The organism is Actinoallomurus purpureus (assembly GCF_024055795.1).
Lineage (GTDB): Bacteria > Actinomycetota > Actinomycetes > Streptosporangiales > Streptosporangiaceae > Actinoallomurus > Actinoallomurus purpureus.
In genome coordinates, this window is record NZ_JAMXMY010000007.1 from 153,875 (window position 1) to 179,686 (window position 25,812).

Below are 25,812 nucleotides of genomic sequence, written 5' to 3' on the forward strand. Positions count from 1 at the left end.
TCAACGTCCCTTCGGCAGGCCGAGGACCCGCTCGGCGATGATGTTGCGGAGGATCTCCGAGGTGCCCGCCTCGATCGTGTTGCCACGGGACCGCAGCTGCCAGTACTGCCAGAACCCGTTCCACGGCGCGTCGTCGCCGGTGACCTGAGCGTGCAGGCCGAACACCGACTGGGCGAGCGAGGTGAGGCGCTGGTTGGCCTCGCTCCAGGCGAGCTTGACGCCCGACCCCTCCGGGCCGGGGATGCCGGTCTCCAGCAGCGTGGTGAGCGCCCGGTAGTTGGTGAAGCGCAGCGACTGCATCTCGATCCACTCGCGGGCGACGGCGTCGCGGATCAGCGGGTCATCGGCGGGCCGCCGGCCGTCCGGTCCCGGCCGCCGTACGAGCTCGACCAGGTGGTTGACCATGCGCTCGAGCTCGGCGGACAGCGCGAAGCCCAGCGTGCCGCGCTCGTGCAGCAGGGTGGTCATGGCGACCTTCCACCCGTCACCGGGCCGGCCCAGCATCGAGTCGCGGGGCACCCGGACATCGTCGAAGAAGATCTCGTTGAACTCCGGGTCGCCGGTGATCTGGTGCAGCGGGCGTACGGTCACGCCGGGCGCGTGCATGTCGACGATGAGGTAGGACAGGCCGGCGTGCTTGGGCGCGTCCGGGTCGGTGCGGACGACGAGGATGCACCAGTCGGCCTTGTGCGCGTAGGACGACCACACCTTCTGCCCGTTGACAACCCAGTGGTCGCCGTCGAGGACGGCGCTGGTCCGCCCGGCGGCCAGGTCGGAGCCGGAACCGGGCTCGGAGAACCCCTGGCACCAGATCTCCTCGCCTGACAGCAGCAGCTTGAGGTAGCGCTGCTTCTGCTCGTCGGTGCCCCAGGCGATGATCGTCGGGCCGGCCATGTTGAGACCGATGACGCCCGGGTGGCCGGGGGCGTCGGCGCGGGCGGACTCCTCCAGATAGATGGCCTGGTAGGTCGGGGACAGCCCACGCCCGCCGAACCCCTCGGGCCAGGTCAGCCCGACGTACCCGGCGGAGTACAGCCGCCCGCCCCACGCACGGAGCGCGTCGAAGTCACCCCGGCCCGCCTCGACCTCGCGGTGGGACGCGTTCTCCTGGAGCCACGAGCGAAGCTCCGCGCGGAACGCGGCCTCCTCGGGTGTGTCGCGAAAGTCCACGCTGCCTCCTACATGCCGATCGCCCGGCAGTAGAGCCGGGTGAGCTGTTCGACGTCGCCGTCGTCGTGGGGCCGGCCGAGGACGTACCAGGTGTACGCCGTCCGGCCGATCATCGTCGCGAGCGCCACCGCGGCCGTACGCGGGTCGACGTCGTCCGGGACGAGCCCGGCCTGCTGCCACTCCCGGATGGCGCGCTCTTGACGGTCGTAGAAGACCCCCCAGGCCCGCAGGTACGTGTCGCGCATCGCCGGGGAGAACGTGGCGACCTGCTCGAAGACCGCCATCAGCCGGGCGTTGTCCCGGTAGGCGCGCAGGTAGGCGCGGTTGGCGCGGGCGATGCGCGCCGCCGGGCCGTCGCCGTTCAGCGGCTCGGCCCGCATGACGGTGAGCAGCCCGTTCAGCATCTGGTCGATCAGCTCGGCGAAGACCGCGTCCTTGTCGGCGAAGTGGGTGTAGAAGCTGCCGTAGGCGACGCCGGCCCGCTCGCAGATCTCGCTGATCTTGGCGTCGAGGAAGCCCCGCTCCTCGAACACCTCCCGCGCGGCCGTCAGCAGCGCGGCGCGGGTGCGCTCGGCGCGCGCCTGGCGCTTCACGGGGGTCATGGCGCTCATCGTAACCGAAACTGATTCGGTAATCGACTAATCGCCCGCGTGGTTCGGACCGCGGGAGCCCGTAGCCGGGCGGGCGGCATGGGTGCTTGTCGGCGAGTGTTTCGTGAGACGGGAAATTTCCCGTCTCACGAGACACCAGAGAACGCGACGTCCACCTGCCAGTGACCGGATTGACTCGTCGGCCGGGAATCAGCCCCGACACGCCGGCTAACCGCAGTGGACCTTCTTGCCTGTGATGTCGCCGTTGCTCGAGCCGTTGGTGTTGATGAAGGCGTAGACGTAGAGGCAGCGATGGGGCGCGCGGACGTAGAGCGGCCCCGCGTACCAGTGATTCCTCGTGCCATAACCGTCGTACCGGCAGTCGCCGTACTTGGTCCGGGCCGCGTTGTAGACGCAGAGCTTGAGCTTGATGTTGTAGAGCGACGTCGATCCCTTACGGATGGCGAGCGCGCAGTTATAGCCGTTGGAGGAGTTGTAGTAGACCTTGACGTAGCCGCGGACCTTGGAGTCCACGTAGATCGAATGGGTGCTGCGCAGGGCGTATCTGGACCCGCATGACGGGCCCGCCGCGCTCGCCGGCGCGGCCGAGGCCAGCACTGTCGTCAGCGTCAGGGCTGGAATCACGGCAGCGGCCAGCGGCAGCAGACGCCTTCCGGTATTGATCATGAGCCGTACCGTACAGCGACTGGACGATTCAGTCACCGCTGTACATACAGGTCCGGCCCGAGGCCGGTCACGGCGGTACGGGAGCGATCAGTGGCCGGCGAGCCAGTCTGGGCGCAACTCGCCCTCGGCGACGAGGACCGCCGGGCCTCGCAGGAAGCTCGTGGTGCCGTCCAGGATGACGGTGACGACGCCGCCCAGTACGGCGATCTCCCAGGTGCCGGTCGTCCGGCCCTCGGCGTGGGCGGCGGCGACGGCCGTCGCGACCGAGCCCGTACCGCACGAGCGCGTCTCGCCCGATCCCCGCTCGTGCACCCGCATCTCGACCTGGCCGTCGCCCACCGGCCGGAACAGTTCCACGTTGACGCCTTCGGGGAAGACGTCCGCGTCGACGTCGGGGGCGAGCGTCAGGTCGAGGCCGGCGACCGGCTCGGTGATCGGGCAGGCCAGGTGGGGGTTTCCCATGGAGACCCGCAGCCCCGCGTACGACCGGCCGGACACCACCGCCCGGCCCTCCCCCAGGACTTTCGGAGCGCCCATGTCCACGGTCACATCGCCGGTAGCGCCCAGGCTCACCGCGCGTACGCCCGCCCGCGTCCCGATCGCGAGGTCACCGGGGGCGGCCAGGCCGGCGTCGACGAGGTATCGCGCGAACACGCGCGTACCGTTGCCGCACATCTCCGCGATGCTGCCGTCGGCGTTGCGGTAGTCCATGAACCACTCGGCTTCGGAGGCGTCGCGGCCGAGCGCCTTGGACCGTACGACGCGCAGCACGCCGTCGGCGCCGATCCCGGCGCGCCGATCGCACAGGGCGGCCACCAGGGACGGCGTCAGGTCGAGCGAGCCATCGAGGTCCGGCACGATCACGAAGTCGTTCTCCGTGCCGTGCCCCTTCACGAAGCGCATGACCCGATCGTATCCAGGGCGGTCTCGACGGGCGCGTCATAGGGGATCCAGCGCACGCGAGGGTCGCGGCGGAACCACGACTCCTGACGGCGGGCGAACCGCCGGGTGGCCCGGATCGTCTCCTGCTTCGCCTCCTCCTCGGTCCACTCCCCCGACAGGAACCGCAGCACCTGCGCGTAGCCGAGCGCGCGGCTGGCGGTGAGCCCGTCGCGCAGCCCGTACGGCTCCAGCGCGCGCACCTCGCCGACGAAGCCCGCCTTCCACATGCGCTCGACGCGCACGGCGATGCGCTCGTCGAGCTCCGGGCGGGGGACGACCAGTCCCACCTGCGCCGAGTCCCCGGTGTCGGCGTAGGACGGCATGGACGCGGTGAAGGGCCGCCCGGTCATCTCGATCACTTCCAGGGCCCGGACGATCCGGCGGCCGTTGCCGGGCAGGATCGACGCGGCGGCGGCCGGGTCGAGCCCGGCCAACCGGGCGTGCAGGGTGGCGGATCCGTGCTCGGCGAGCTCGCCCTCCAGCCGGGCCCGCAGCTCCGGGTCGGTGCCGGGGAACTCCAGGTCGTCGAGGACCGCCCGGACGTACAGGCCGGAGCCGCCGACGAGCAGGGGCACCCGCCCGCGCCCGCGGATCTCCGCGACCGTCCGGCGCGCGAGCTCCTGGTACTCCGCGACGCTCGCCGTGCGGGTGATGTCCCACACGTCGAGCAGGTGGTGCGGCACGCCGCGCCACTCCGGCTCTGCGAGCTTGGCGGTGCCGATGTCCATGCCCCGGTAGAGCTGCATGGAGTCGGCGTTGACGACCTCGCCGCCGAGCCGCAGGGCGAGCTCCACGGCGAGGTCGGACTTGCCCGCGGCGGTCGGCCCCACGACGGCGATCACTCTCATCTCCCCTCCACCGGCTCCATTCTGCCGTTTCCGGCGGTGTGCCTCCTCCACGGTCTCAGCGCTTTTCGGATCGACTCCCCGGCGTGATCGAGACTTCCTTATTCGGCCTCATTCGGCCGATCGCCGCGCCCGCGAGGGGCCCGGTCCAGTACGGGAGGTAGACCGGTCAGGGCGGCTCGAACTGTGCGTCATGACGTCTTGTCACACCATCGCCCTCGGCCTACCATCGATTCAACTTTCAGGAAAGTTTCCTAATAGTTACCCGCCATCCCGGCTACGCAGCTCATCGCCTCATCGCCCCCTCACCCCCCGTTGGAGGATCGATGCTGCTTCGCAAGTGGCTCCCCGCCCTGCTCACCACGGTCGTACTCACCGCATTGACCGGCACCGCCGCCGAGGCGGGCACCGTCCCGCCCGGTGCCACCGCCCACCCCTCGGCCACCTGCACAGTGACCAGCACACTCGCGGGCGATCACTACAGCGCCCTGCAGATCGCCCAGACCGCCAGGAACAACGGCTTCACCGGCCAGGGGCTGGTCGTCTCGGTGGCGGTGGCGCTGGCCGAGAGCAGCGGCTGGACCCGCGCGGTGCTGGTCGACTCCGACTGCAGCCGTGACCGCGGACTCTGGCAGATCAACTCCTACTGGCACTCCGAGGTGTCCGACGCGCAGGCGTTCGACCCGAACAGCGCCGCCCAGGCCTCCTACCGGATCTCCTCGTCCGGTGCCGACTGGACACCGTGGACGACCTACACCAACGGCGCCTACCAGCAGCACATGGCAGAGGCCCAGCAAGCGGTCGGCCAGCTCAATGGCGGGGGCGGCGGCACGGGCTGCGCCGGGCTGCCGGCCTGGAACGCCGGCACGGCCTACACCGGTGGGGCGAGCGTGTCGTACAACGGTCACCGCTGGACCGCCAAGTGGTGGACCCAGGGCGACGTCCCCGGCGCCAACGCGCAGAACGTGTGGACCGACAACGGTTCCTGCTGACAGCTCAGTGGTGCGCCCGGCCCCGGGCCGGGCGCACCGTCGGCGGGGTTCCCCTGCCGGATAAGGGGGCAGATGGCCGTTAGGGGCGTCGAGCGTCGGCGCCCGGCGAGCGCGTCAGGGGGATCAGATGTCGTTCATGGACAAGGTCAAGAACCTTCTCGGCCAGCACGGCGACAAGGTCGACCAAGCGATCGAGAAGGCCGGCGACATGGCCGACCGCAAGACCGGCGGAAAGTACTCCAGCCAGATCGACACTGCTCAGGAGCAGGCCAGGAAATTCGTCGAACACTCCGGCGAGCCGCACCGGCCCGATCAGGACACCGCCGAGGACCCCGCCCGTCATACCGGCGGCGGTCAGGCGTCATAGGGACTCGCGACGGCGAACCCAGCTCGCGACGAAGTACCCGACGCCGTACGGGGCCACGTCCGCGAGCAGCGCGGCGTCGAACCGCCCGTCTCCGGCCGCGCCGGCCAGCACCTGCCAGGACGCGCGCCCGGCGGCCCACAGCTCGGTGGCGAGGGCGGGGTCGAGTCCTGCCAGAGCCGCGCCGTCGGCCACGGCCAGTGCCGTCGCCGCCGTCGTGTCGAACGCGGCCGCGCGGGGGTCGAGATAGCCGGGCGCGGCCTGCGTACGGCGCGCCGACCCGTCGCCCATCACCAGGAGCGCGGCCGTGCCGGGCAGGGCCGCCAGGTCCGCGCCGATCCGGAGGCATTCTGCCGTCGGCGTGTCCTCGGCGACGCTCCGGAAGACGGCCGGCCGGTCGCCGAGCAGCCATCGGCCGATGGTCAGCGAGAGCGGCAGGACCGGCTCTCCCGCCCCGAACGTCAGGTCGACGCCGTACGGCCGCAGGGTGCCCGCCGCGCCGGCACCGAAGTCGAGGGCATGAGGCCCGGAGCCGACCACGATGAGCCGGTCGGCGGCGCCGAGCCGCCGTACGGCCTCACCGCACGCCGCCCGCAGCCCGTCGAGCTCGGCGGCCGCGCCGTTCGCCACCTCGGGAACCAGCAGCGGCGGATGCGGGCACACCGCCGCGGAGATCAGCACGTGACCACCCCGGGCGGCGCGGTCACGGGCAGGAGGAGACCGGCGGCGAGGCGGGCCGCCCGATGCCCGGCATTCCCAGCGACACGCCCTTCGGCGCGGCCGTGCGCCGCTCCCACGCGTCACCCGCCCGGGTGCGCCGGACGGCGTGGACCGGCCCGTCCGCGACGAGGTGGTGCGGGGCGGCGTAGGTGACGTCGACGGTGACCATGTCGCCGGGCCGGGGCACCTCGACCTCGACCTCACCGAGACCGAAGTGGACGAGCCGGTTGTCGGGCGCCCGCCCGGACATGCGGTGCGTGCGCCGGTCCTTGCGGCCCTCTCCCTCGGCGACGAGCACCTCGAGGGTGCGGCCGAGCTGCTTCTTGTTCTCCGCCCAGGAGATCTCCTCCTGCAGGGCGACCAGGCGTTCGTACCGCTCCTGCACGACCTCCTTGGGCACCTGACCGTCCATCTCCGCCGCGGGCGTGCCCGGCCGCTTGGAGTACTGGAAGGTGAAGGCCCCGGAGAACCGCGCCTCGCGCACGACGTGCAGCGTCTGCTCGAAGTCCTCCTCGGTCTCGCCCGGGAAGCCGACGATGATGTCCGTGGTGATCGCGGCGTCCGGAATGGCGGCACGGACCCGCTCGATGATGCCGAGGTACCGCTCCTGGCGGTAGGACCGTCGCATCGCCTTCAGCACGCGGTCGGACCCGGACTGCAGCGGCATGTGCAGCGACGGCATGACGTTCGGCGTGTCGGCCATGGCCGCGATCACGTCGTCGGTGAAGTCGCGCGGGTGCGGCGAGGTGAACCGGACCCGCTCCAGCCCGTCGATCTCCCCGCAGGAGCGCAGCAGCTTGGCGAACGCGCCCCGATCTCCACCTGCTCCTCCTTGGGGGTCGGCCCCCAGGCCCCCGAAGGCCGCGCCGTAGGAGTTGACGTTCTGCCCGAGGAGGGTGATCTCGCAGACGCCCTCGGCGACCAGTGCCTCGACCTCGGCGAGGATCTCGCCGGGGCGGCGGTCCTTCTCCTTGCCGCGCAGCGACGGCACGATGCAGAAGGTGCAGGTGTTGTTGCACCCGACCGAGATCGACACCCACGCGGCGTACGGGGACTCACGGCGGGTCGGCAGCGTGCTCGGGAACGTCTCGAGCGCTTCCTTGATCTCGACCTGCGCCTCTTCCTGGACGCGGGCGCGCTCCAGCAGCACCGGCAGCGAGCCGATGTTGTGGGTGCCGAACACGACGTCGACCCAGGGCGCGCGCTTCACGATCGTGTCGCGGTCCTTCTGCGCCAGGCAGCCGCCGACCGCGATCTGCATCCCGGCGTGGCCCTCCTTCACCGGCCGCAGGTGACCGAGGTTGCCGTACAGCCGGTTGTCGGCGTTCTCCCGCACCGCGCAGGTGTTGAACACGACGACGTCGGGCGTCGCCCCGTCGTCCGCGCGGGCGTAGCCAGCGTCCTCCAGCAGCCCGGCCAGCCGCTCGGAATCGTGCACGTTCATCTGGCACCCGTACGTGCGGATCTCGTACGTACGGGGCTGGTCGTCGAATGTCGTGGGCGCGCTCATCTCATAGGAAAGAGTACGCGCGCCGGGCGGCGGACGGAGACTCCACGGCGCCGGCCGCGCACACGCCGGAGCACTCAAGATCGACTTCACGTCCCGACGCAGGCAGACGCGGGATGCACCGTGACCGGATCGGTACCTCGCCTCTACTGCCACCGCAGGCGTTTGACGTACGCTTTACGCACATGACGGAGAGCGGCAAGGAGGCCCGGGAGGCCGAGGTGAGTGGCGGCGGACCGCTCGTGGTGCTTGAGAACGTCAACAAGTACTACGGCGAGCTCCATGTCCTCAAGGACATCGATCTCACCATCCACCGTGGCGAGGTCGTGGTCGTGATCGGCCCGTCGGGAGGCGGCAAGTCGACGCTGTGCCGCACGATCAACCGGCTCGAGCCGATCGACGGCGGCACCATCCGGATCGACGGCAAGGCGCTGCCCGAAGAGGGCAAGGCCCTGGCGCAGCTGCGCGCCGACGTCGGGATGGTCTTCCAGTCGTTCAACCTGTTCGCGCACAAGACCATCCTCCAGAACGTCACGCTGGGCCCGATCAAGGTCAGGAAGACGGACAAGACCGAGGCGGAGCAGCGCGCCATGGAGCTCCTCGAGCGCGTGGGCATCGCCTCACAGGCCGAGAAGTACCCCGCGCAGCTGTCCGGCGGGCAGCAGCAGCGCGCGGCGATCGCCCGGGCCCTCGCGATGCGGCCCAAGGTGATGCTCTTCGACGAGCCCACCTCGGCCCTCGACCCGGAGATGGTCAAAGAGGTCCTCGACGTCATGATCAACCTGGCGGCCGAGGGCATGACGATGGTCGTCGTGACGCACGAGATGGGGTTCGCCCGTGCATCGGCCAACAAGGTCGTGTTCATGGCGGACGGCCAGATCGTGGAGGAGAACACCCCCGGGGAGTTCTTCACCAACGCGCGGAGCGACCGCGCCAAGGACTTTCTGTCCAAGATCCTGACGCACTGAGCACCACGCGCTCACGGATCTGGACGGACTTAGGCCCGAGGAACCGCGGGGCGCGGTTCTCCACAAGAGCAGGGGAAGAGAATGCGAGTACGTCATTTCGGCGTGACCGCGGCCGCGCTAGCGGTGGCCACGATGAGCGTCTCCGGGTGCGCGGCGAAGAAGAGCACCACGGTCGTCGACAAGGCCAAGGACGGCAAGAAGATCGTCATCGGCGTGAAGTACGATCAGCCCGGCCTCGGCCTGAAGACCAGCAGCGGAGTCGAGGGCTTCGACGTCGACGTCGCCAAGTACATCGCCAAGAAGCTCGGCGTCAAGGATGACAAGAAGATCGAGTTCAAGGAGGCCCGGTCGGCGAACCGGGAGACGTTCCTCCAGAACGGCACGGTCGACATGGTGATCGCCACCTACTCGATCACCGACGCCCGCAAGCCGAAGGTCACCTTCGGCGGCCCGTACGTCGTCACCCACCAGGACCTGATGGTCCGCGGCAACGACAGTTCGATCACGAGCGTGCAGTCGCTCAAGGGCAAGAAGCTGTGCGCGGTGTCCGGGTCGAACTCCTGGAAGAACGTCACCGAGGGCACCAACAAGCTCAACGCCAAGGTCGCCGCGACCACCGTCCCGGCCCAGGGCTACCTGGAGTGCATCACCAAGCTCAAGGGCGGCTCCGTCGACGCGGTGTCCACCGACGCCACCATCCTGGCGGGCTTCGCCACCAGGGAGGGCTCGGCGGTCAAGGTCGTGAACGCTCCGTTCACCGACGAGAAGTACGGCGTCGGCCTCAAGAAGGGCGACACCAAGACCTGCAACGCGGTGAACGACGCCATCAAGTCCATGTACTCCGACGGCACCGCCAAGCAGCTGTGGGAGAAGTGGTTCGCCAAGGCGAACCTGCCCATCGACGCGACCGCGCCCAGCCCTGAGGGCTGCAGCTGAGCCGCAGGCACGGGATCGGCGCCGGTGGGCCGCGGGCCCACCGGCGCCGCTCGTAAGAGGGTAGGAGTGAGATGAACTGGGACGTACTCCTCGACTTCAGTCCGCTGGCGGACAACGGTGACAAGCTCCTGACGGCGTTCTGGGCGACCATCCGGATCTCCCTGACGGTGGCCGTCCTGTCGCTGCTGATCGGCACGCTCATCACCGCGATGCGCGTCTCGCCGATCCGGGTGCTCCGGATCGCCGGCGGGTTCTACGTCAACACGCTGCGGAACACCCCGCTCACGCTGGTGCTGCTGTTCTGCAGCCTGGGACTGAGCGACACGCTGAAGTTCAAGATCTCGGGCACGTCGACCGTCAACTTCTTCTGGCTGGCGGTCATCGGCATGTCGTTCTACACGGCGGCCTTCATCGCCGAGTCCCTGCGGGCCGGGATCAACACCGTGCCGATGGGGCAGGCGGAGGCGGCGCGCGCGATCGGGCTGACCTTCACCCAGTCGCTGCGCATGGTGATCATGCCGCAGGCCTTCCGGGCCGTCGTCGCGCCGCTCGGCAGCGTCATGATCGCGATGATCAAGAACACCACGGTGGTCCTGGTCGCCAGCTACTACGAAGCGGCCTCGCTGATGAAGGACATGTTCGAGCAGTACGGCGCCACGCTGCCGATCTTCATCGGCTTCGCGGTCGGGTTCATGTGCCTGACCCTGCCGACGGGCTTCTTCTTCGGATGGCTGGCCAAGCGAATGCAGGTGGCGCGATGAGCACGGTTACCGAGACCAAGCCGGCTCCCCGGCGGGCCGAGAAGCCGCAGGCGTCGGTCCTGTTCGACGCCCCCGGCCCCAAGGCCCGGCTCCGGCACAACATCCTGACGCTCGTCGCGGCGGTCGCCATCCTCGGCATCGTCTACGTCGTCCTCGCGCGGCTCGACAAAGAGGGCCAGCTGGACGGCAAGCTGTGGAAGCCGTTCCTCAAGGGCTCGACCTGGACGGACTTCATCCTTCCGGGCATCGGCGGCACGCTGAAGGCGGCCTTCGCCGGAGCCGTGCTCGCCCTCCTGTTCGGCGTGCTGTTCGGGCTTGGCCGGCTGTCCGAACACCGGTGGATCAGGGTGCCCGCCGCGGCGGTCGTCGAGTTCTTCCGCGCCATCCCGCTGCTGATCCTGATCTTCTTCGTCTTCAGCGGGCCAGCCACGATCGCCACCGCGCTGAACCGCGAGTTCCCCGAGGTGAGCGCGTTCGCCGCGCTGGTCATCGCCCTGATGCTCTACAACGGCTCCGTGCTGGCGGAGATCTTCCGGGCGGGGATCAACTCGGTGCCCCGGGGGCAGTCGGAGGCGGCGTACGTGATCGGCCTGCGCAAGAGCGGCGTGATGCGGCTGATCCTCATCCCGCAGGCCACGACCGCGATGATGCCCGCCATCGTCAGCCAGCTCGTCGTCCTGCTGAAGGACTCCGCCCTGGGATGGATCATCGGCTACGAGGACCTGCTGAACACGGGGTACCGGCTCATCCCGGCTCAGTACAGCAACCTCATCCCGGCCGCGATCGTGATCGCGCTGATCTACATCGCGATGAACCTGGCGATCAGCTACCTGGCCACGTGGCTGGAGAAGCGGAGCCGGCGCAGCCGCAAGACCTCCGCCAAGACGCTCGGCACCGGCCTGTCCGGCGAGGTCATACCGGCGCCCTGAACCAACGGCGACGCGGACGGGCCGGTGGGGATCCACCGGCCCGTTCGCGTTTCATGATCGTGAGCGTCAAGTCACCGTTCGAGGTCCCATCGACGTCCTGTTTGCGAGACGATTCCGATATGACCGCTCGCGCTACCGCCGCCTATGGATCCTGGTCCTCTCCGATCTCCGCCGCCGACGTGGCCCGCGCGCGCCTGCGGCTCAGTTACCCCACGATTCACGGCGATCGCGTGTGGTGGCAGGAGACCCGCCCGGAGAAGGGCGGCCGGACCACGATCGTGCGGTCCGGCGTGGATCTGCTGCCCGCCCCGTGGGACGCCCGTACGCGCGTGAACGAGTACGGCGGGCGGTCCTACCTGCCCCTCCCCGACGGGGACGTCGTCTTCGCCAACTATGAGGACCAGCGGCTCTACCGCCTCACCCCGGGCGAGCTGCCCCGGCCGCTGACGCCGGAACCCGCCCAGCCGGCCGGCCTGCGCTACGCCGACTTCGCGCTGGCCCCCGACGGGCGGCACGTCTGGTGCGTCTGTGAGGGTCACACCACCGGGGGCGTACGCCGGGCGATCGTCGCGGTACCCATCGACGGCACCGCCGCCGACAGCGCCGAGGCGATCCGCGAGCTGGTCAGCGGCGCCGACTTCTACGCGTTCCCCACCCCGTCCCCGGAGGGCGGCCATCTCGCGTGGACACAGTGGAGCCACCCACGGATGCCCTGGGACGGCACCGAGGTGCGGGTGGCTGCGTTCGACGAGACCGGCGCCCTCGACCGGCCGCGTCCGGTCAAGGGCGGCCTGAGCGAGTCGGCGCTCGCGCCCACCTGGCTGAGCGAGTCCCGGCTGTACGTCGTGTCCGACTGGCCCGGCTGGTGGAACCTCTACGAGGTCGGCCTGCACGGCGAGTCGCCGCAGGCGCTGTACCCGGCCGAGGAGGAGTTCGCCGGAGCGCTCTGGCAGCTCGGCGGCCGCCCGTACGCCGTCCTGGGCGACGGCCGGATCGCGGTGCTGCACGGCCAGGGCGACCAGCGGCTCGGCCTGTACGACCCCGAGACGGCCGAGCTGGTCGACTTCGACCTGCCCTACACCGACTGGAAGCTCCAGCTGTCCGCCGACGGGACGAGCATCGTGGGCGTCGCGGGAGCCCCCGACATCCCCTGGTCGGTGGTCGCGGTGGACGCCGACACCGGAGAGTCGAAGGTGCTGCGCAGCGAGCTCGACTCGCCGCCCGACGCGGCCTACCTTCCGCTGCCGCGCGCCCAGGAGCTGGAAGGCCCCTTCGGGCGCCCGGTGCACGCCTACGTGTACCCGCCGTCCAACCCGGCGTTCCAGGCACCCGGGGGCGAGCTGCCGCCGTACGTGGTCTTCGCGCATGGCGGCCCGACCGACCACACGACGAGCGTGCTCAACCTGGAGATCGCCTACTTCACGAGCCGCGGCGTCGGCGTCATCGACGTCAACTACGGCGGCTCCACCGGTTACGGCCGCGCGTACCGGGAGCGGCTGCGCCGCCAGTGGGGGATCGTCGACGTGGAGGACAGCGTCGCCGCCGCCGAGGCGCTCATCCGCGGCGGCACCGCCGACCCCGACCGGCTGGCCATCCGCGGCGGCAGCGCCGGCGGCTGGACCACGCTGTGCGCGGTGACGCACACGACCCTGTTCAAGGCGGCCACCTCCTACTTCGGCATCTCCGACCCGCAGCACTGGCTGAAGGAGACCCACGACTTCGAGTCGACGTACCTGTACGGGCTGATCGGGCCGGTCCCCGGCTTCGAGCGCACGTACGAGGAGCGTTCCCCGGTCGCGCGCGCGTCGGAGGCCTCCTGCCCCGTCCTGCTCCTGCAGGGGCTGGACGACCCGATCGTCGCCCCGCAGCAGTCGGAGCGGTTCGCCGAGGCGCTGGCGGACAAACAGATGCCGTACGCCTACCTGACCTTCAAAGGCGAGTCGCACGGGTTCCGGCGGGCCGACACGGTCATCGCCTGCCTGGAGGCCGAGCTCGCCTTCTACGGGCGGACGCTCGGCTTCGAACCCAAGGACGTGCCGCCGGTAGAGCTCACCGTCGGCCGCCCGAACACCGTCGAAAGGGCCGACGAGCCGGGCGATGCCGAGGCGACCGGCTGATCTGCGCCGTCGGCGTGACCGGTGCCGCCGGCGGCCGGTCACCCGCTGCCGGGCCGCTCTGCCGGAGGGTCGTCTCCGGGCGCCGGAGCGCGGGCGCCGTCGGCCGGGTGGGCGCTGGGCGGCGTCACCCATCCTTGGAAGGCCGCCTGCAGACCGGCCTGGAACCGCGTCTGCGCGCCGAGTCGTGTCATCAGATCCCGCACGCGGCGCTGCAGCGTGCGATAGCTCAGGCCGACCTGCCGGCTGATCGCCTCGTCCCCCAGACCGGCGGTGAGGAGGGCCACGAGCTGGGCCTCGAACGGCGTCGGCGCGGCCCCGGGCGGGCCCGTGGTGTCGTCGCCGGCCGCCCGCAGGGGTAGCGCCAGCCGCCACAGCGTCTCGAACAGCGCGCACAGGGCGTCGAGCAGTTCCGAGGAGTGCACGATCGCACAGCTCTCGATGGCCGAGGCGTCGATGCGCAACGGCACGATGGCCAGCCGGTCGTCGGCGATGATCATCTTCATGGGGACGCCCGACATGACCCGCGCCTGCTCCCCCGCGGCGGCGATCGGCTCGTGGTTCCCCTTCCACCACCCGTCCACCTCGAGGCTGACGCGGTCATAGACCGCCCGGTAGACGACCCCCTTGCGGAGCATCTCCAGTTCGACCTGGTTGGGCAGGTGGGGCTGGTTCACGTACGGCGGGCGGTCGAAGACGCGCACCTCGTGACGGGCGCCGCGCTGCAACTGCTCGGTGCGCTGCATCACCGCCTCGCGACCCGCGACGATCTCGACCAGTTCGGCGGGGTGCCGGGAGCCCAGCGCCCGCTGGTACGTCTCGGTCAGCTGGCGCGCGGCGGCCCGGACGCGGCTGAGCTCCGCCTCGCGTTCGAGGACGAGGGTCTCCAGGGCGACGTCCGGAGGAGCGGCGATGTACTTCTCCAGCTGGCCGGACATCCGGCTCACCAGCCCCGCGTCCTCCAGCACGCGGAGGGAGACCCTGACCTGCTGCGGAGACAGGCGGGTCGACGCCGCGAGCGCGTCGATCGAGGCTCCGGGCACCTCGATGAGCCTGCGGTAGACGGCCTCGTCCGCGGAATCCAGGCCGAGAGCATCCAGCACAAAGTCGATCTTGCCAAAGTCGGGCCTCCCAGCAGGCCAAAGCACGTCAATGACGTGAAAGCGCCGCCCTGGAGATCTTCCGCCACGCCGCCGGCGACCGTGATCATCAACTGCCGACCCGCCCCCGGGATGAAGGAGTGCCCGTTGAACCCTTACCGCCGGCGCGTTCGCGTCGCCATGGCGGCCGGTGTCCTGCTGATGGCGATCGCGGCCCCCGCGCCGGCCTCCGCGGCCGGCACCCGTGCTTCGAGCGCCGCGGCCCCGGCCTCTGGAGCCACCGCGATCCCGTCATCCACATCGGTGCCCGGATCCGGCCCCGTCTCCGCCACCGGTTCGTCGTCCGGCAAGCGCATCACACTGATCACGGGGGACGTGGTCACCTACGACGCCCACGCCGGCAAGGGCGCGGCCGTCCGCGTCACCGCGGCGCGGCGGGCGGACGGCCGGCCGGTGGGCTTCTTCCAGCGCCGCCAGGGCGACGCCCTGTACGTGATGCCGTCGGACGCGCTCGGCCTGATCAACACCGGCAGGCTGGACAGGAGCCTGTTCGACGTGGCCTACCTGGCGCGTTCCGGCTACACCGATGACGCGTCCCCGCGAATCCCGATGATCGCGCAGTACGGTGCCACGGTCCGCGACGCGAAGACGCTGTCCCGGCAGGCCGACGCCCTGCCGGCGAACACCTCCTCCCGCCCGCTGGCGTCGATCCACGGAGCCGCGTTCGGCGTCGCCAAGTCCGCGGTGCGGACGTTCTGGGACACGGTCGCCCCCGCGGCCGGTGACGCGCAGCCGAAGACGCTGGCCGGCGGGCTGAGCAAGATCTGGCTGGACCGCAAGGTCACCGTCACCCTCGACAAGAGCGTCCCGCAGATCGGGGCGCCCGAGGCGTGGCAGAAGGGCCTGGACGGCAAGGGCGTCAAGGTCGCGGTCGTCGACACGGGCATCGACCCGCACCACGCGGACTTCGCCGGCCGGATCGGTGCCACGGCCAACTTCAGCACCGAGAGCAGCGTCCAGGACGGGCACGGGCACGGCACGCACGTCGCCTCGATCATCGCGGGCAGCGGCGCCGCGTCGGGCGGCCGCTACAAGGGCGTCGCCCCGGCCGCCACGCTGATGGTCGCCAAGGTGCTCAACAACCTCGGTAGCGGTGACGACTCGCGGGTCATCGAGGGAATGCAGTGGGCGGCCGCGCAGGGCGCCAAGGTCATCAACCTGAGCCTGGGCAGCAGCCCCACCGACGGGACCGACCCCGCGAGCCAGGCCGTCGACGCCCTCACTCAGCAGTACGGCGCGCTGTTCGTCATCGCGGCGGGCAACTCCGGCCCCGGCGCGGGCACGGTCGACTCGCCGGGCGCCGCCGACGCCGCCCTCACCGTGGCCGCCGTCGACAAGCAGGACAAGCTCGCCGACTTCTCCAGCCGGGGACCGAGGGCCGGCGACCTAGCCCTCAAACCGGACATCGCGGCGCCCGGCGTCGACATCGTCGCCGCCCGTGCCGCCGGAACGAACTTCGGCACCGTGGTGGACGCGAACTACACGACCCTCAGCGGCACCTCGATGGCCACCCCGCACGTCGCCGGCGCGGCGGCCATTCTGGCGCAGCAACACCCGGACCGGTCCCCCGCGTGGCTCAAGTCCGTGCTCACCGGCACCGCGCGCGACGACGGCTACGGCGCCTACGAACAGGGCGCGGGCCGCGTCGACGTGGCGCAGGCCGTGACGGGGCAGGTGCACGCCGATGGCGACCTGGACTTCGGCCTGCTCTCCTACCCGCAGTCCGGGCCGGTGACCAAGACGATCACCTACGCCAACGACGGCGACCAGCCCGTCACCCTCACCCTGGCCCTCACGCTCACGGCGCACGCCGGCGGCACCGCCGGCAAGGGCATGCTGTCGGCCGACCACGACACGGTGACCGTGCCCGCCGGCGGCACGGCGGCCGTCAAGGTCACCCTCGACCCGGCGAAGGGCCCCGCGACCCGGTACGAGGGCGCCGTCCGCGCCACCGCCACCGGCGTCCGCGTCACAACGGCGATCGGCGCGTACGTCGAGGCCCGGAAGGTGAAGCTCGGCGGGCACGTGATCCCGCCCGACGGCGCCACCGACCTGACGTACAGCGGCTGGGCCTTCATGCGCGTCGACGACCGCGACGACCTCGACTACGGGATGACCGCCGGCTCGGGCCAGGACGCCGCCGCCGACGTCTACCCCGGCACCTTCACCGTCACCACGTACGTCACCTGGCGCGACGCCGACCATCAGCTCAACTCCGCGCTGGTCACCGCGCCGGAGGTCGACGCGGACCACGACACCACCGTGACCCTCGACCTGCGCAAGGCGCGGAAGGTCACCGTGCGGACGCCGAAGCCGACCGAGGAGTACGAAGGGCAGTTCGGTCTCCGGCGGGTGCCGGCGACCGGAAAGGGCTACCTGACGCTGACCGGCGACATGCCGTACGGCTCGATGAACATGTGGATGCTGCCGTCCAGGAAGGTCACCCAGGGCGGCTACCTCGCGTTCAGCCAGCACCTGCTCGGCGCGCCGCTGGTCACCATGCGGGGCCGGGGGCGCGGAGCACCGGCCCTGCACCCGGAGTACCAGCCGACCTGGAAGAGCCTCTCCGGCAGCGTGCCGATGCTGAACGGCCACCTCCGCCTTCCCGTGGTCTACGGCGGCCACGGAAGCGCGGCGGACCTGGCCGGAGTGAACGTCCGCGGCCGGCTCGTCCTGCTGTCCCTCGACGACATCTGCACCACCACCTGCACCGCCGACGCTCTGGACCGTGTCAAGAACGCCGCACAGGGCGGCGCCGCCGGCGTACTCGGCTTCGGGGCCACCGCACGGTCGTTCTTCGACCCCACCCGGGCCTGGCCGCTCTACCCGATCCCGACGATGAGCCTGACCGCCGGCGAGGGCCGGGCGCTGCTGGCCGTGGTCCGCGCGGGCGGCACCGACCTCGACGTGACCGGCGTGCCGAACACGCCGTACGTCTACTCCCTGAAGTTCTACGAGAACGGCGCCGTCCCGGACCGCCTCCACTACTCGGTGAACGAGGGGAACCTCGTCACCACCGACGACCGGTTCCACCTCGACCGTCCCGGAAGGGTCCACGAGACCTGGTACGCGCCGTACCGCGGGGAACCCGGCATCCCGAGCGACGTCGACTTCTCCGCTCCCGCCCCCGGCAGCCGCACCGAGTACGTGGGCCCGGTCTCACCGGACGTGCTCTGGCAGCGGGACGTCGCGTTCACGTACGACGACCCGGGAGGGGACTACTTCCACCGGGACGGACGGGACTACACCGGCGTCGACGTGTACACCAGGCCCGGCCACCGGACGGCGCAGTGGGGTGCCCAGCCCATCGTCCCGGGTGACGACCCGCCGACGGCCGCGCGCACGGCGCTGTTCCCCAGCTCACGGCAGTGCTTCCCCTGCCGTTCCGGCGACCTGCTCACCACGGCCCTCCCGGTCGTCAGCGCCAGTTCCGCCCCGACCGGCGGGAGCGCCTTCGCCTGGAGCGCGAACGGAGTGTCACAGTACGGCGGAAAGGACGAGGAACATCTCTACCGCGCCGACGGCACCGAGATCCCGCTCGTCGAGCAGAAGGCCATCCTCGGGATCTTCGCCTTCCCCGTCCCGACCTTCACGCTGCCCGAGGGCGAGGCTCGCTATCGGCTCACCGACAATTACCACACCCCGAACCCGATGCAGCGCTACGCCACCGACGTGGACACGGCGTGGACCTTCGGCTCGGCGCGGCCGCAGAAGGGGATGACGTCCTTCCAGGACGGTCTGTGCGTGAGCTGGCTCGTGGCACAGGCCATCAAGCCGTGTGAGCCGATCCGCACGCTCAATCTGCGGTACGGACTCGGCCTCGACCTGGACAACCGGCTGTCGCCCGGAACGCGCCGGATCACGATCAGCGGCTACAACGGCGCGCTCGGCGACTCCACCGCCAGGCTCACGCGCCTGAAGCTGTGGGTCACCTTCGACGACGGTGCCCACTGGCAGCAGCTCACGACGAGGGCGTCGGGGTCCGGATTCACGGCGGCGATCGCGAACCCCGCCGCCGCGGCCGGGCAGGACGCGGTCGGCCTGCGCGTCCAGGCGGCGGACACCGAAGGCAACACGATCGACCAGACGGTCCACCGGGCCTACGGCCTCAAATAGCGACAGCGGCACCGCGGGGCGGCCACGAACGAAGGACCGCCCCGCGCAAGGCCCGCGACCTCAGGGCGAATCAGTCGACGATGATTCCGCCGGTCAGGTTCGCGACGGTACCGGTCATCGCGGCCGCCCGGTCGGAGGCCACGAAAGCGGCCACGTCCGCGAGCTCCGCCAGTGTGGTCGCGCGCTTCCGGTGAGTCATGCCGGAAGTGAGGGCGGTGAACTGCTCTCGCGTGATGCCGTGCGTGTCGGCATGGAGGCCGAAGACGACATCGATCGTCGCCGTCTCGGGCATGCCGGTCGTGCGGAGACAGACGGCGCGGACGCCGTACTGGGCACATTCGGCCGAGAGCGCGCGGTTGAGGCCTTCGAGCGCTGCCCAGGCCGGGCCCATTCCTCCCACCAGCGGCGCACCCAGACGGGCCGGCTCGGGCGTGTGCATCAGGATCACGCCGGACCGCTGCTCGATCATGCGACGCGCGGCGGCCCTGGCCGTCACGAAATGAGCCCGCGGATAGGTGGTGACCGGCAGTGAGAAGCTCTCCACCGAGAGCTCGGTGAGAGGGATCCCTTGAATGCCTTGCTGTGGGATCCCGATGGCGTTGAACGAGACATCGATCGTCCCGGCCTGTTCCACGACGGCATCGAGGTGGCTCCCCACGGCCTCCTCGTCGAGCGCGTCGACCTGCGCCGTCTCGGCCGCTCCACCGGCGGCTGAGATCTCCTTCGCGAGCGCGTCGACGGCACTGAGATCTCGTCCGGTCAGGAAGACGCGCGCGCCTTCGCGAGCGAAGGCCCGGGCCACCGCGCCACCGACCGCGCCTGCCGCTCCGTAGATGATCGCGTTCTTGTTCTCGAGTGACATTTCTGTTCTCCAGCCGCCGCCATGGCGGCATTTGTGATTTTGATATTTGGTGAGGGTTGGAATGTGTCGTAATCGCTCGGCGTGGCGCCGCTGCGGCAGCCCGTCAGCCGACCTGGCTCAGGCCGTCGGCGTTGAGCAGGTAGGCGGGACGGTCGTGGTCCGGGTCGGTGGCCAGGGCCACGATGGACTTGCCGACCTGTTCAGGGGTGAGCGCAGGCCCCCGCCCCTGGAGGAAGGTGGCCACGTCCACCCCCTGCCGGGCGGCGTAGGAGGCCACGCCGCTCGCGCCGAGGTCGGTGGCCGGGGTCAGGGTCGGGAGCACCGAGACGAACCTGATACCGAGCGCGTCCCGTTCGGACTCGCCGGCAGCGTAGGAGATGATGAACCTGATCGTGGCCTTGGCGCCGGCATAGCCGCCGCTCAGGGGCGAACCGCCCAGCGCGGCTCCGCTGGAGAACGCGATCACCACGCTGCCAGGGTCGAGTGGCCGCAGCAGCGACTCACGTGTCCAGTTGAACACCTGCCGGACGTCCACCTCCCAGTTGCGGCTGAACGTCTCCCACGTGTGCTGCTGGAGCGGCCTGGCCAGCGGACTCGCTCCAGCGTTGAGAACCAGGGTGCGCGGCCGGTACTCCTCGACGAGCCGGCCGGCCACCACCGGGTCGGCCGCGTCGGCGACGACCGGGATGACGGTGTCACCGAGTTGCGCCCGCAGCTCCTCCAGCGACCCACGGTCACGGGCGACCGCGACGACGTCGGCGCCCACCGCCGAGAGCGCGGTAGCGACACCGCGCCCGAAACCCCGGCTGGCGCCGGTGACGAGTGCCGTGGTTCCGGTGAGTTCTTGGATCGGCATTTAAATCTCCTCTTCTGTTCTCTTCGATGAAGGCCTGCGCGATGGAGGAACTGCCGGCGTGCCGGTTACCGGCCCGCGTCCACGCCCGCGTCCACGCCTGCGGGGCTACGGCCGAGAAAGGCGATGAGGCGGTCGCTCGGGCCGGCCGACCACGATGCCGCGACGGGCGCCGCGAACAGCGGGTGGCGCAGGGCGTCGTTGACCACCAGCGGCGACAACGTCAGCAGGTCGACGGCCAGCTCAGCCGGAATTGGCCGATCGCTGCCGCAGGCCACGGAGAGGTCCCACCCGTGCATCGCGATCTCGATGGCACCCGTGATCGCGACGAGCTCTGCCACCATCGGATGCCCGGCTATGACGATCCGGTGACCGCGGTGTCCGGCCGCGGTCCAGGCGCGCAGGAGCCGTCGCGTACCGCCTCGGAAGGCGGCCACGAGGTCGGCCGCCGGATCGCCGTTGCCGTCCTCGTCCTCCGACTCGGACGGGACCAGGTCGACGCGTCCGAGCTCGATCCCCTCCCGCATCGCGCGGACCGAGTCATTGACGTGCCGGAGCAGCGCGTGGACATCCCAGCCGACGCAGGGCGTCGGACGAGACAGGCATCCGGCCCCGACCGCCTCCATGCTCTCCAGGCCGTAGCGGATCGCCCGCTCCAGCAGATCGGCCGGACAGCTCGGCTGCGTCATGCGCTCGTGGGCACGCCGGCGGCGTCAAGGCTCACCGGCAGGCCGAAGGCGGCGAACAGGCCCGGGTCGTTGAACGAGACGATCCGCGAGATCCCCGTGTCGGTGATGGTGAGCACCTGCACAGCGTGCGCGCGGTGTACACCGTCGTCCGCGCGCCAGTAAACCGCGGCTGCGGGCTGCCCGTTTGCCGTGATGCGGACCATGCGGGTCACGCCGGGGCCGGCGAAGACCTTCGCCGCGATGAACCGGCCGACCGCTGCGCGGCCGGTGAACCACGTCATGTTCGGGGGCATCTCCAAAGCAACGTCATCGCGCAGCAGCCGAAGGAGGGCGCCGATGTCGGCGTTCTCGAACGCCGACATGTACTGGTCGAGCAGCGCTCGGTGACGGGGCTCGGCAGGCTCGGCGAGTTCGTCCTCCACCGGCGCCACCTGTTCGAGCTGGGCCCGCGCGCGCTGCAGCGCGCTGTTGACCGCGGCCGTCGTCGTGCCGAGCAGGTCGGCGACCTCCGCCGCCCGCCAGGCGAGCACGTCACGCAGGATCAGCACGGCCCGCTGCTTCGCGGGCAGATGCTGCAGCGCGGCGATGAGCGCGAGCCGGACGCTGCCTCGGGACGCGACGATCACGGCCGGATCGGCCGCCGGCGGATCGTTGAGCGGGCCGGGCAGGGGCTGCACCCACTCGACCTCCGGCAACGCCGGGTACAGAGGCCCGCCCGGGTCGTCGCTCGGCTCGGCGAGGCCGGACGGCAGCAGCCGGCGGCTCCGATGCTCCAGCGCGGTCAGGCAGGCGCTGGTCGCAATCCGGTAGAGCCAGAATCGCAGCGACGAGCGCCCTTCGAAGTTCTCGTACGACCGCCAGGCACGTAGGTAGGTCTCCTGCACCAGGTCCTCGGCGTCGTGGATCGAGCCGAGCATGCGGTAGCAATGGACCAGCAGCTCAGGCCGGAATGGATCCGTCAAGCGGGTGAACTCGTCATTACTCGACATCACCGCTACCTCTCCGCGTCCGATAGCCGTCGATCATCCGCTCATGCGAACAGCCGATGGCAGTCGCGCCGCCATGCCGTGCCCCTGGTCTCCTGTACGTCCTCACCTAATAAAGACCTGGCGGGCGGGCGAAACTCATCGCATGGTTCGTGATCGAACCCCGCAGGGCGGACAGCACGCCGCGAGGCACTCACCAGAGCCTCGCCGTCAGCCCAGCCTCTCGGCTCGGGCCCGGAGCGCGACGACGTCGTCGTCGAACCGCGCGGAGTAGGAGCGATCGTGGCGGCGGCCACCGGAGTGGTAGCCGCCGACGACACCGATCACCCGTCCCTGCCGCCGACCGGGTTCGTACTTCCACAGCCACGGGCTGCCGCTCGTACCTCCATAGAAACCGCCGCAGGCGAAGGTGTTCTGCCAGCGGAACCGCCTGCGGGCCACCGTGTCGCAGTAGATCGGCCGGTCCGCGGCGGAGTAGCGCACCGTGGGGTAGCCGATGACGCGAATGGCGGCCGGGAGACGGACGTTCGGGGCGAGCAGGTTGGACCCGGTCACGTCGGCGATGTCATGGCCGGCCCGATCACGGCGCAGGGTGGCGAAGCCGAAGTCCAGGTCGACGTCGCCCCGGCGGACCCAGCCCTCCGGGACGTAGAGGCGTTTCGCCGTCCAGACGCCGTACGGCGCGTGCGCCCGTTCGTATTTCGGGACGAAGGCCAGGTGGGAACGGTAGTGCGCCCGCCGCCTGTCGTCGTCGTACGCGTAGAGGCAGTGCGCGGCGGTCAGCAGCAGGTTGTGCCGCGCGCTGCGAACCACGCTCGCCGTGCAGAAGTGGTCTCGTGCCCGCCGGGAGGTGAAGAACAGCACCCCGACCGACGGCACGGCGTGGAACGCGTGCGCGACCCGGCCCGCCGCCGAGGCGCGCGCGGCCACGTGACCGCGCGGCGATGCCGCCGTCTCGTCCCCGGCGGGAGTCGCCGCGGCCATCCGCGCCGGCGTCCAGTACAGCTCCGTTGCCAGCGCCTCGACCCCGGACACCTCCCGGACCGGTGCTTCCGGGACCGGCGCTTCCTGAATCCGCGTCTCCCAGACCGACATGCCTCGGGCGGGGGCCGCGTACAGGACCGGCGGCACCGCGCCGAGCACGATCCCCGTCGCCATCGTGGCGCGCAACGCCCGCGTGCAGCCCATATCCGCACATCCCGTCCCGGCGGAGCAACGCCCCCGTCGATCATCCGCGTGCAAGGACGTACGGCAACGTACTAACGACACGAGGACGGAGCAAGGATCACCGCTGATGCCGGAGAATATCGGCCGGGTCGACCTGCGGCTGATCCCCCGGTGCCGCCGGGCCCCGGGCCGATGATCCTCAGCGGGCGAACTCCGTAGCCCTCGACTCGCGGACCACGGTGATCCGGATCTGACCGGGGTAGGTCAGCTCCTCTTCCACCTGCTTGGCGATGTCGTGCGCGATGACCTGCGCCTGCAGGTCGTCCACCGAGTCGGGCCGCACCATGACCCGGATCTCCCGCCCGGCCTGCATGGCGAAGACCTTCTCCACGCCCTCCCGCTTCGTCGCGATCTCCTCGAGCCGTTCCAGCCGCTTGACGTACGCCTCCAGGGACTCTCGCCGCGCGCCCGGGCGGCCCCCGCTGATGGCGTCCGCCGCCTGGGTCAGCACCGCCTCGACCGTGCGCACCTCCACCTCGTTGTGGTGCGCCTCGATGGCGTGGACGACGTCCTCGTCCTCGCCGTACCGCCGGGCGATCTCCGCACCGATGAGCGCGTGGCTGCCCTCCACCTCATGCGTCAGCGCCTTGCCGATGTCGTGCAGCAGCGTGCACCGCTTCAGCAGCGGCACCGGGAGCTTCAGCTCGGCCGCCATGATGCCGGCCAGGTGCGCCGACTCGATCAGGTGCGCCAGGACGTTCTGCCCGTACGACGTCCGGTACCGAAGGCGCCCGAGCAGCGTGATCAGCTCCGGGTGCATTTCGGCCAGCCCCAGCTCCACCAGGGCGTCCTCGCCGGCGCGCACGCACAGCTGATCGACCTCGGCCTTGCTGTGCTCGTAGATCTCCTCGATCCGCTGCGGGTGGATCCGGCCGTCGAGGACGAGCTTCTCCAGGGTGAGCCGGCCGACCTCCCGGCGTACGGGATCGAAACAGCTGAGCAGTACGGCCTCGGGAGTGTCGTCGATGATGAGGTTCACGCCGGTCGTCGTCTCGAAGGAACGGATGTTGCGGCCCTCACGGCCGATGATCCGGCCCTTCATCTCGTCGCTGGGCAGGTGCAGTACCGACACCACCGACTCGGCGGTCTGCTCGCTCGCCACCCGCTGGATCGCCAGCGTCACGATCTTGCGGGCGCGCTTCTCGCCCTCTTCCCGCGCCTCGTTCTCGATCTCCCGCGTGACGAGCACGGCCTCGCGCTTGGCCTGGTTCTCGATCAGGGAGACGAGTTCGGTCCTGGCCTGTTCGGCGGTGAGCCCCGCGGCCTGCTCCAGCACGCTCTTGCGCTCATCGTCGAGGCGGTCGAGTGCGGCACGCCGCTCCTTGAGCGCCTGCTTCGCGTCGGCCATCTCACGGGCCCGCTCCTCCAGGCGGCGAACCTCGTCGTCCAGCCGGTGCTCACGTTCGGCGAGCCGGGCCTCGCGGCGCTCCAGGTCCTCCCGGATCGCCCGCAGGTCCTCCTTCAGCGACTTGATCTCGTCCTCGACCTCGGAGCGGGCCGTCGCGGAAACCTCGCGGGCCCTGACCTCCGCGTCGCCGAGGATCTCCTGGGCGTCGGCCCGGGCCTTGGCCACGATCTCGTCCGCGCCGCGCTGCGTCTCCGCCTGCTCCTCGTTGGACGCGACCGTGCGCGCGGCCGCGTCGAAACGGCGGAGCACGACGACGACGAGGACGACGAGCGCCAGGATGACGACCAGTGCCGCACCCATCACGACGTAAATCACGGCGCTGACCCCTTTCCTCGACGCTGCGCCACCAAGAGCACCTGATGCCGGGCGATGCGAGGGGTTACGGACGCGCCGTGCGGGAGACCGGGACGGCCGCCACCTGCACCCCCGGCGAGCGCCGGACGCGCACGGTCAGAGGGGCTCCGGAGCGTTCCGGAACCCTGCTATGTGAACCACCGGCCTCGGGAGCCGGACACAACACCTTCCACCTGGTCGAACGCGGTCAGTCCTATGGCAATCCGCACTGCGCGGAGTAACACCTCACTGCGGTAACCGTAAGCGGCCAAGAGGTAATGGGCAAGGAAAGACCCCTCGTTCCGGACGATTCGCTCGATGTTTCTTGTAACGGTCCATGTCAGGGCTGGAGACCGGGATGAACGGGAACGCTGCCGCCGATCCGCCCCGAAGACGCACGCCCGGTGAAGCGGAACAGTCATCACCCGTGTCACCGAGCCGACGGGCCCTCATCGCCGGAACGGGCGGGGCGGCGTCGTTCGGCCAGCAGCGCCGAGGGCGTCAGCCCGGACAGGGCACGCGCCTCCCGGCCCAGGTGCGCTTGGTCCGCGTACCCGGCGGAGGCCGCCAGATCGGCCAGCGAGCGAGCGACGTAAGGCGGCGGCCTGCCCCCGCAGACCCCGGCCATCGGAACAGGGGCGCACCGGTCAGTT

Annotated in this window: 23 protein-coding genes; 8 read left to right on the plus strand and 15 right to left on the minus strand. The window is 70.6% G+C overall.

Going from position 1 to position 25,812, the window contains the following annotated elements:
• The 5 genes from NE236_RS15405 to miaA all read right to left on the minus strand — a co-directional run bounded on the left by NE236_RS15405 (position 1) and on the right by miaA (position 4,237).
• Positions 1 to 1,170: an acyl-CoA dehydrogenase family protein gene (locus NE236_RS15405; protein WP_252842651.1), complete on the minus strand. Its 1,170-nt coding sequence runs from the start codon at positions 1,168 to 1,170 to the stop codon at positions 1 to 3.
• A gap of 8 nt (positions 1,171 to 1,178) precedes the next feature.
• Positions 1,179 to 1,772: a TetR/AcrR family transcriptional regulator gene (locus NE236_RS15410; RefSeq protein ID WP_252842652.1), complete on the minus strand. Its 594-nt coding sequence runs from the start codon at positions 1,770 to 1,772 to the stop codon at positions 1,179 to 1,181.
• Positions 1,773 to 1,988: 216 nt separating this feature from the next.
• Positions 1,989 to 2,447, minus strand: a complete 459-nt coding sequence (locus NE236_RS15415) for a hypothetical protein (protein ID WP_252842653.1) — start codon at positions 2,445 to 2,447, stop codon at positions 1,989 to 1,991.
• A gap of 87 nt (positions 2,448 to 2,534) precedes the next feature.
• Entirely contained in the window at positions 2,535 to 3,350 is an 816-nt protein-coding gene (dapF, locus tag NE236_RS15420) for a diaminopimelate epimerase (RefSeq protein WP_252842654.1), read from the minus strand.
• Entirely contained in the window at positions 3,338 to 4,237 is a 900-nt protein-coding gene (gene miaA / locus NE236_RS15425) for a tRNA (adenosine(37)-N6)-dimethylallyltransferase MiaA (RefSeq protein WP_252842655.1), read from the minus strand. Before miaA ends, dapF begins: the two co-directional genes overlap by 13 nt.
• A gap of 323 nt (positions 4,238 to 4,560) precedes the next feature.
• Here miaA and NE236_RS43545 point away from each other — a divergent pair, with 323 nt between their 5' ends.
• On the plus strand, positions 4,561 to 5,226 hold the full coding sequence (locus tag NE236_RS43545) for a carbohydrate-binding protein (protein ID WP_289850424.1): 666 nt from the start codon (positions 4,561 to 4,563) through the stop codon (positions 5,224 to 5,226).
• A 127-nt stretch (positions 5,227 to 5,353) separates the two neighbouring features.
• Positions 5,354 to 5,593, plus strand: coding sequence for an antitoxin (locus NE236_RS15440; RefSeq protein WP_252842656.1), 240 nt, complete (start codon positions 5,354 to 5,356; stop codon positions 5,591 to 5,593).
• Here NE236_RS15440 and NE236_RS15445 read toward each other — a convergent pair.
• Entirely contained in the window at positions 5,588 to 6,271 is a 684-nt protein-coding gene (locus tag NE236_RS15445) for a class III extradiol ring-cleavage dioxygenase family protein (protein WP_252842657.1), read from the minus strand. The genes NE236_RS15440 and NE236_RS15445 overlap by 6 nt on opposite strands.
• Before the next feature lie 22 nt (positions 6,272 to 6,293).
• A complete protein-coding gene (gene miaB / locus NE236_RS15450; protein WP_289850425.1) occupies positions 6,294 to 7,820 on the minus strand; it encodes a tRNA (N6-isopentenyl adenosine(37)-C2)-methylthiotransferase MiaB in 1,527 nt (508 codons plus the stop codon).
• A 182-nt stretch (positions 7,821 to 8,002) separates the two neighbouring features.
• On the opposite strand from miaB, the gene NE236_RS15455 reads away from it, so the two are divergent.
• The 5 genes from NE236_RS15455 (at position 8,003) to NE236_RS15475 (ending at position 13,528) form a co-directional block, all read left to right on the plus strand.
• Positions 8,003 to 8,785: an amino acid ABC transporter ATP-binding protein gene (locus tag NE236_RS15455; RefSeq protein WP_252842658.1), complete on the plus strand. Its 783-nt coding sequence runs from the start codon at positions 8,003 to 8,005 to the stop codon at positions 8,783 to 8,785.
• Positions 8,786 to 8,866: 81 nt separating this feature from the next.
• The gene (locus tag NE236_RS15460) at positions 8,867 to 9,721 is read left to right on the plus strand and encodes a glutamate ABC transporter substrate-binding protein (RefSeq protein WP_252842659.1); all 855 of its coding nucleotides are present in this window, start codon (positions 8,867 to 8,869) and stop codon (positions 9,719 to 9,721) included.
• 71 nt (positions 9,722 to 9,792) lie between these two features.
• Positions 9,793 to 10,482 (plus strand): amino acid ABC transporter permease, encoded by a 690-nt coding sequence (locus NE236_RS15465; protein WP_252842660.1) that lies wholly within the window; start codon positions 9,793 to 9,795, stop codon positions 10,480 to 10,482.
• Positions 10,479 to 11,411 (plus strand): amino acid ABC transporter permease, encoded by a 933-nt coding sequence (locus NE236_RS15470; RefSeq protein ID WP_252842661.1) that lies wholly within the window; start codon positions 10,479 to 10,481, stop codon positions 11,409 to 11,411. Before NE236_RS15465 ends, NE236_RS15470 begins: the two co-directional genes overlap by 4 nt.
• A gap of 119 nt (positions 11,412 to 11,530) precedes the next feature.
• Positions 11,531 to 13,528 carry a S9 family peptidase gene (locus NE236_RS15475; RefSeq protein WP_252842662.1) on the plus strand — a complete coding sequence of 666 codons (1,998 nt, stop codon included), beginning with the start codon at positions 11,531 to 11,533 and terminating at the stop codon, positions 13,526 to 13,528.
• Between the two features lie 38 nt (positions 13,529 to 13,566).
• Here NE236_RS15475 and NE236_RS15480 read toward each other — a convergent pair whose 3' ends face one another.
• The gene (locus NE236_RS15480; RefSeq protein WP_252842663.1) at positions 13,567 to 14,628 is read right to left on the minus strand and encodes a transcriptional regulator; all 1,062 of its coding nucleotides are present in this window, start codon (positions 14,626 to 14,628) and stop codon (positions 13,567 to 13,569) included.
• A 144-nt stretch (positions 14,629 to 14,772) separates the two neighbouring features.
• Here NE236_RS15480 and NE236_RS15485 point away from each other — a divergent pair, with 144 nt between their 5' ends.
• The gene (locus NE236_RS15485; protein WP_252842664.1) at positions 14,773 to 18,801 is read left to right on the plus strand and encodes a S8 family serine peptidase; all 4,029 of its coding nucleotides are present in this window, start codon (positions 14,773 to 14,775) and stop codon (positions 18,799 to 18,801) included.
• 70 nt (positions 18,802 to 18,871) lie between these two features.
• Here NE236_RS15485 and NE236_RS15490 read toward each other — a convergent pair whose 3' ends face one another.
• From NE236_RS15490 to NE236_RS15525, 7 genes are all read right to left on the minus strand, one after another.
• Positions 18,872 to 19,663 (minus strand): SDR family NAD(P)-dependent oxidoreductase, encoded by a 792-nt coding sequence (locus tag NE236_RS15490; RefSeq protein WP_289850426.1) that lies wholly within the window; start codon positions 19,661 to 19,663, stop codon positions 18,872 to 18,874.
• 103 nt (positions 19,664 to 19,766) lie between these two features.
• On the minus strand, positions 19,767 to 20,519 hold the full coding sequence (locus NE236_RS15495; RefSeq protein WP_289850427.1) for an SDR family oxidoreductase: 753 nt from the start codon (positions 20,517 to 20,519) through the stop codon (positions 19,767 to 19,769).
• 65 nt (positions 20,520 to 20,584) lie between these two features.
• The gene (locus tag NE236_RS15505; RefSeq protein ID WP_252842666.1) at positions 20,585 to 21,205 is read right to left on the minus strand and encodes a TIGR03086 family metal-binding protein; all 621 of its coding nucleotides are present in this window, start codon (positions 21,203 to 21,205) and stop codon (positions 20,585 to 20,587) included.
• Positions 21,202 to 22,194, minus strand: a complete 993-nt coding sequence (locus NE236_RS15510) for a sigma-70 family RNA polymerase sigma factor (RefSeq protein ID WP_252842667.1) — start codon at positions 22,192 to 22,194, stop codon at positions 21,202 to 21,204. The genes NE236_RS15505 and NE236_RS15510 overlap by 4 nt, the downstream gene beginning before the upstream one ends.
• Positions 22,195 to 22,401: 207 nt before the next feature.
• Positions 22,402 to 23,379 (minus strand): trypsin-like serine peptidase, encoded by a 978-nt coding sequence (locus tag NE236_RS15515; RefSeq protein WP_252842668.1) that lies wholly within the window; start codon positions 23,377 to 23,379, stop codon positions 22,402 to 22,404.
• 178 nt (positions 23,380 to 23,557) lie between these two features.
• Positions 23,558 to 25,126, minus strand: a complete 1,569-nt coding sequence (rny, locus tag NE236_RS15520) for a ribonuclease Y (RefSeq protein WP_252842817.1) — start codon at positions 25,124 to 25,126, stop codon at positions 23,558 to 23,560.
• Positions 25,127 to 25,589: 463 nt separating this feature from the next.
• Positions 25,590 to 25,787: a hypothetical protein gene (locus NE236_RS15525; protein WP_372494350.1), complete on the minus strand. Its 198-nt coding sequence runs from the start codon at positions 25,785 to 25,787 to the stop codon at positions 25,590 to 25,592.
• Positions 25,788 to 25,812: the final 25 nt, after the last annotated feature.